This is a genomic window from Clostridium algifaecis, from assembly GCF_017874415.1.
GTDB lineage: Bacteria > Bacillota > Clostridia > Clostridiales > Clostridiaceae > Clostridium_B > Clostridium_B algifaecis.
Window position 1 is genome coordinate 25,534 of record NZ_JAGGLM010000025.1, and the last position, 6,584, is coordinate 32,117.

Sequence of the window (6,584 nt, forward strand, 5' to 3'; positions counted from 1 at the left end):
TGTAAACTGGCTATATTTTTATAATAATGTTTGTTTTTTAGATACTTCATCGTATAATTCAATTATTCTTTTTCTTAAAATAGGATGAATCACATATGGTGCTATTTCAGAAAGTGGTTTTAATACAAATAGTCTCTCATGCATTCTAGGATGTGGAATTATTACTTCCCTTGAGCTTGAAATTACATCGTCATAAAGGAGTACATCCAAATCTATAGTCCTTGGACCCCATCTAATATTTCTTTCTCTTTTTAAATTTTTTTCAACTTTCATAAGGAAACTTATAAGTTCCTCAGGAGTAAGCAACGTTTTAATCTTTACAGCACAATTTACGAAATTGTCCTGGTCTAAATATCCTACAGGTTTTGTTTCATAGTAACTGGATACATCTACAACTTTACAATAGCTTGAATTATTTACTATTTCAATTGACTTATTTATGTTATCAGATTTATTTCCTATATTAGAACCTATGCCAATATATGCTTCATGCCAGCATCTATAAAACTTTACAGCTGCATAGGATACAGGCTTTCCAATTGGTGCCCATGGCTTTTTTATAATAAGTTCTACTCCATTTATAAAATCATATTTCAACAAAATAAACTCAGTTAATTTTTCTCCTGCAGTTTCAATTAAATCATACTTACATCTTTTAAATTCACTTTCCACTTCTTCACAAAGTTCTGCATAGTTAACAGTTTTTGATATGTCATCATCTTTAACAGCTTTTCTTAAATCCATATATATTTTAATAGATATCAAGAATTTCTGTCCAAGTTCCTTTTCCTGTTGATTCACGCCGTGAAATGCATATACCTCAAGATCTTTTATTATTATATTATCCATATTGCATCCTATCCTCTCAAAATAGCATCAGTCATAAGACATACCCTTTTATTTTCAAGAACATCATGCACTCTTACAAAATCACAGCCTTTCATTATTCCCACTACAGTAGTAGCTAATGTGCCTTCAACTCTTTCCTCCACGGGTAAATCCAGGGTCTTCCCAATCATGGATTTTCTAGAAGTTCCAAGAAGTACAGGATATCCAAGCTTTTTTAATTTTTCCAGGTTATTCATAAGTTTTAAATTTTGATTATAATCTTTTGCAAAACCTATACCTGGGTCTACAATTATATTTTCTTCTTTAACTCCTGCATTTAAAGCTATATCTACAGACTCCTTCAAATCCCAAAGTACATCATCTACAAAGTCTTTATAGCTGGTATCTTCTCTATTATGCATCAGGCAGCATACAGCACCTGATGCTGCTGCAACTTTTCCCATATTTTTATCTTTTTTAAATCCCCAAACATCATTGATTAAGTCTGCTCCAGCCTGAACAGAAATTCTGGCTACTTCACTTTTATAGGTATCAATTGAAATTGGTATATCAAATTCCTTTCTAAGTGCCTCAATTACAGGTACAACTCTATGTATTTCTTCATCCTGCTCTACAGGAGTATGATTTGGTCTAGTTGATTCTCCTCCTACATCTATAATATCTGCACCTTGTTTAATCATACTATCTGCATGCTTTAGTGCTCTATCAATGTTGTTAAATTTTCCTCCATCTGAAAAGGAATCAGGAGTTACATTTAAAATTCCCATAATATAAGTCCTTTTTCCAATTTCAAAAACTTTCTTCCCGATTTTTATATTTCTATTCATATGTGCACCTCAACTTTACTAGTATTTCAATCTATTGTTTTTCTTTTCTTCACTCCATTTGCATTCGCCATAGGAAGAACAATAAAAACAATTCCTAGACAACTTATCACCTAAATAAATAATTTCAGATAATTTGCTTCTTTTTATATTATTATCCCTGTGCTGGCTAATTGACTCAATTATTTGAGAAGTATCATCTTCTTTAAAATTACATTGAGAAAGTATAGTACTTGCTAATCTTACACTTGCAATATGGTGAGGAATTCCTTCTTTGTATTCCATCCATCTTCCAATATCGTGTAAAATTGCCGCAGCATAAATCACTTCTTTTTTCAAATTAAACTTGTTTTCAAGATTTACTATATATGCAATTCTTGCCACATCTAAAAAATGCGTTAAATCATGGCAGCAAAATTTTCTATGCTCTTCGCACTCCATATTCTTCATTAAGGCATCTTTAAAAATTTTATTTTGGAGTATTAAATTAACGTTATCCATAAAATCCATTTAAATCATTTTCCTATATCTATCATTCGATAGACTTCTTCCTTTAGTTTTGCATTTCCACTAAATTCTCCAAGTGTGACTACCGTTACAGTTTTACTTCCCGGCTTTTTTACACCTCTCATGGTCATACAGAGATGCTCTGCCTCCACAACAACCATAACACCCTTTGCATTCAAGTATTTGCTTATAGCATTGGCTATCTGTCCTGTCATCCTTTCCTGAAGTTGAGGACGTTTTGCAAACACTTCAACCGTTCTTGCAAGTTTACTCAAGCCAGCGACCTTTCCTGATGGAATATAGGCTATATGTGCCTCTCCATGAAACGGTAAAAAATGATGTTCGCACATTGAATAAAATTTTATATCTTTTTCTAATACGATATCATCATCCTCTACAGTAAAAACTTTTTTCAAATGTTCCTCAGGGCTTTCATTAAGCCCTGAAAAAATTTCCTTATACATTCTAGCTATCCTATCAGGAGTTTCTACAAGTCCCTCTCTATTTGGATCTTCACCAATTGCTTCAATTATCATTTTAACTGCTTTTCTAATCTTACTCTCATCTATCACTAAAAACACTCCCGCTTATAATTATTGCATTATTATATAATAATTTAATTTTATCTATTATACCACGACTATAAAAAAATAAATATAATCACATCATAATTAATAATTTCATATCGATTTTAATATAAATATAAATACAGCTTAATTTTCATTTAAATATCTTTAGGAATTTAGAAAGCATACGATAATATATACATAGTTGCTATATATTACTACTAATCAGTTTATTAGTATATACGAGGTGGATAAACATGTTATTGAAAAAAAAATTATTGCCTATTAGCGAATTAAAACCAGGGATGATACCTGCAAATGATATTTTTTCTGAAGGCAAAATGCTACTAGCTAAAGATATTGCTATTACAGAATCAGGTATAGATAAGCTAAAACAGCAATATATCGTTGATAAAGTTGAAATTTATTTAGAAAATAATTCTGAAGAAGCTTTGACTTTCAAAATAAAAACAGCAAAAGAAATTGAAAATACTTTCAATGAATTCTCTTCCAATTTAAAAGATATATTTAAAAGTATATCAAAGTTAAAAGCTCCTGAAATACAGGAAGTACGTGCATTCTCAGAAAAAATACAAAAGGAATTTAATGAGACTGGAGCAATCATTAAAAATGTAGTCTTCTACGGAAGTGGGAATGACACTATTTACAGACATAGTGTAAATGTAGCTGCTATCAGTTTTATACTAGGTAAATGGATAGGCCTTGACAATAAGAATATAAATTTGCTAACATATTCTGCAGTATTACACGACTTTGGTAAAATAAAAATAGACAAAGATATACTTGACAAAGAAGGATCATTTATACCTGGCTCTTCAGAATATGAAACATTCAAAACACACCCTGTAATAGGTTATAATTTTGTTAAAGAAATTCCATATTTGGATTATTCAGTAAGCTATGGTGTATTAATGCATCATGAAAGACTTGACGGCTCAGGTTACCCATTAGGAGTTAAAGAAGATAAGATTCATAAATTTGCTAAAATAATAGCTATTGCAGATTTATTTGATGAGGTTAATTCCAACAGATATAATGAAAAAGTTTGCGGTCCACTTGATGCTTTGAGAATTGTTCAGGAGCAAAGTCTTGGCAAATTAGATTGCAATTATTGTAATATATTTTTAAATCATATATTAAATTATTACATGGGCGAAAATGTACTTTTAAATAATGATAAATCATGTAAAGTTATACAAATTAACATTAATGATCTTACAAATCCACTTTTACTTGCCGATGAAGGTTTTCTAGACTTAAAAAAAGAGAAGGATTTATATGTAAAAAAACTGGTTATTTAGTAGCCAGCTTTTTTTATTTTTATCATAAATCCAACTTTATTCAATTTTCTTTAGGCCATAATTCTTTATTTATTCTTTTTAGCTGCTTTTTTAAGTATCTCAAGTGCTTGAAAATGTCTTACAGACCTAATATCAGGAAATGCTTTAATAAGCCTTCTTTGAAAAATACTCCTCTTGGCAGTAAGAATAACATATTTTCCTGTAAGCTGGCTTAACTCTTTCTTATATTTATTTTTAATTTCAATTAAATCATTCTCATATCGTCTTCTAATATCAATAGAATGAGTATTGTATTTCTGCTTAAATTCAAATGATTCCTTTTCGTATTTTTCTTTAAGCTTGATAGTATCTCTTGATATATTGCTTCCAAGAAAATCAGATCTTTGCTTTATTTTAGCTGATATTTTATGAATCTTCTCTAAACGAACATTAAGTTTCAATACTGTATCAATTGTAGATATAATGTCAATAATAAAGCAAATTATAGTAATTGCCAAAATTATATTTCCTATAAGAATAGGAACAAGTTTCACAATATCTGAAACAGTTGGATGTATTATTTTTATAACAAAAATACAAAATACTCCCCATGCTAAAGAAAATTTCAAACATATATAACCACTTATATTAAACGGCTTATCTGAATAATCCCACCATCTATGATAAAATATTTTTTCTAGTAAATATCCTGTAATATATTCAAGCATAGAAGCTAAAACTACAGAGCCTAAAAATAATAAAAATAAATTATTTTCAACTGATTTCAACAAAAATATTATCAGAATCATCCCAAAACCATATATTGGACAAACAGGTCCATTTAAGAACCCTCTGTTTACAAAAGTGCCTGTATTTACAGTATTATAAACTACCTCTAAACACCAGCCTAAAAAAGCATAAATAATAAAATAGAATAAAGCATTATACATTTGTAAATTCAAAATTGCTATATCTTTCATGATTTCTCCTTAGTAAATAGTCTTATATCCATTTTATCATAATTATAAATTAATATCCTCATTCATCAGCAAGCCTATATCGAACTCCAACTTCCGTATAAATATATTCTAAATAAAGCGCCCCATATTTTACAACGTATAGTAACTATAAATTCAAATATTCATAAAATATATAATAATCAATTTTGTGGAGAAATTATGAAATATAGAAACCCTTTATCATATTCTAGAGAAAAGGCAGTGCTTTATGCTGAAAAATATGCTCTCAATCCAAATCCTGAGTATAAGTATTTTTCTATATATAATAATATTGGAGGAGATTGCACAAATTTTACTTCCCAATGCTTAAGAGCAGGAAATGCTCAAATGGTGTTCTCCGGAAGAAATTCATGGTGGTATTCTGGAAAAAAATGGTCACTTTCCTGGTCAATAGCTCATTCTCTTTACTGGTATTTAAAAATCAATGCTCAGAACAAATCATATGGTCCAAAAGGCACAGAAGTGTTCTCAATTAACCAGCTTGAGATTGGCGATCTGATATTTTATGAAAATAGCAAAAGATTAATAGCCCACTCAGCCATAATTACATCCTTTTATGACAACTATCCAATGATATCCCAGCACACTTTTAATGCTTTAAATATACCTTATATAAAAGATTGGGCAGCTAAAATGCATTTTATAAAAATATCATTATAGTTTTTCATAAAAATAGAAGACCTATAATTTATAACTATAAGTCTTCTATTTCATCTTCAATATCGCTGAATTTGCTTATTCTTTTGCAATTTGCTTTTTTATCTTTTCCTTTGTCCAGAAGTATAGCTTCAAGTCCAACTTTTTCAGGAGCTTTATAATCATTTTCAAAGCTATCTCCTAGAAACAATATATGATTTTTTGAAAAACCTGATTTTTTTATTGCAATATTATACAATTTAGAATTCGGTTTTCGAACCCCCTCATTAATTGAAACCACAATAAAACTGAAAAGACGGTATATTCCTTCACTCTTAAGCAAATCCTCTATTCCACCAATAAACTTGAAATTTGAAACAATACCTAATGTATATTTGGAATTTAAATATGTCAGTGTATTTATTATACTTTTATCAACATAACATCTTCTTTTATAGTTTCGCCAATAATTTTCTGAAAGCAAATTTATAATATTTTTCTGATCATCTTTATAAATATTTTTGTATTTTAAAATATACTCATAAATATATTCAAAGCTATATTCCTTATAATCTGGATTTTGATATAAAATATCTTCATTTGCTTTTTTATAAAGATCATAAAATTCATCAAAGTCTTTAAAATATTTTTCACATCCAGAGCCTTGAAAAGCCCAAAGTGCATAATCACTTTTACATGGAAGCTCACTCATATCTACAATAGTTTCCATACAGTCAAACATTATACATTTAATTTTTCCCACATATATCCCCCCAAAGTTATATATAAAGTAACCGTCAAATAAGAAAGTGGATAGAAAGTGTTAGAAAATTATGAGATAATCTTCTAAAATAAGTTTTTAAAGTTTTTCAAGTTAACTTT

The 6,584-nt window shown here is 29.1% G+C and carries 8 protein-coding genes; 2 read left to right on the top strand and 6 right to left on the bottom strand.

Annotation, left to right across the window (positions count from 1 at the left end; genetic code table 11):
- Positions 1–18: 18 nt before the first annotated feature.
- From folK to folE, 4 genes are read right to left on the bottom strand one after another with little or no spacing between them, the layout of a single operon-like run.
- Positions 19–849, bottom strand: a complete 831-nt coding sequence (folK, locus tag J2Z42_RS12785; RefSeq protein WP_209703162.1) for a 2-amino-4-hydroxy-6-hydroxymethyldihydropteridine diphosphokinase — start codon at positions 847–849, stop codon at positions 19–21.
- Between the two features lie 8 nt (positions 850–857).
- Positions 858–1,664 (bottom strand): dihydropteroate synthase, encoded by an 807-nt coding sequence (gene folP, locus J2Z42_RS12790; RefSeq protein ID WP_209703169.1) that lies wholly within the window; start codon positions 1,662–1,664, stop codon positions 858–860.
- Positions 1,665–1,694: 30 nt separating this feature from the next.
- A complete protein-coding gene (locus tag J2Z42_RS12795; protein WP_245331620.1) occupies positions 1,695–2,183 on the bottom strand; it encodes an HD domain-containing protein in 489 nt (162 codons plus the stop codon).
- Between the two features lie 5 nt (positions 2,184–2,188).
- Positions 2,189–2,749: a GTP cyclohydrolase I FolE gene (gene folE / locus J2Z42_RS12800; RefSeq protein ID WP_209703171.1), complete on the bottom strand. Its 561-nt coding sequence runs from the start codon at positions 2,747–2,749 to the stop codon at positions 2,189–2,191.
- A gap of 254 nt (positions 2,750–3,003) precedes the next feature.
- Between folE and J2Z42_RS12805 the strand changes: the two genes are divergently transcribed.
- Positions 3,004–4,068 carry an HD-GYP domain-containing protein gene (locus tag J2Z42_RS12805; RefSeq protein ID WP_209703163.1) on the top strand — a complete coding sequence of 355 codons (1,065 nt, stop codon included), beginning with the start codon at positions 3,004–3,006 and terminating at the stop codon, positions 4,066–4,068.
- 65 nt (positions 4,069–4,133) lie between these two features.
- On the opposite strand, the gene J2Z42_RS12810 is transcribed toward J2Z42_RS12805, so the two are convergent.
- Positions 4,134–5,027: a putative ABC transporter permease gene (locus J2Z42_RS12810; protein ID WP_209703164.1), complete on the bottom strand. Its 894-nt coding sequence runs from the start codon at positions 5,025–5,027 to the stop codon at positions 4,134–4,136.
- A 198-nt stretch (positions 5,028–5,225) separates the two neighbouring features.
- Here J2Z42_RS12810 and J2Z42_RS12815 point away from each other — a divergent pair, with 198 nt between their 5' ends.
- Positions 5,226–5,726, top strand: a complete 501-nt coding sequence (locus tag J2Z42_RS12815) for an amidase domain-containing protein (protein WP_209703165.1) — start codon at positions 5,226–5,228, stop codon at positions 5,724–5,726.
- A gap of 34 nt (positions 5,727–5,760) precedes the next feature.
- On the opposite strand, the gene J2Z42_RS12820 is transcribed toward J2Z42_RS12815, so the two are convergent.
- A complete protein-coding gene (locus J2Z42_RS12820; protein ID WP_209703166.1) occupies positions 5,761–6,465 on the bottom strand; it encodes an HAD family hydrolase in 705 nt (234 codons plus the stop codon).
- Positions 6,466–6,584: the final 119 nt, after the last annotated feature.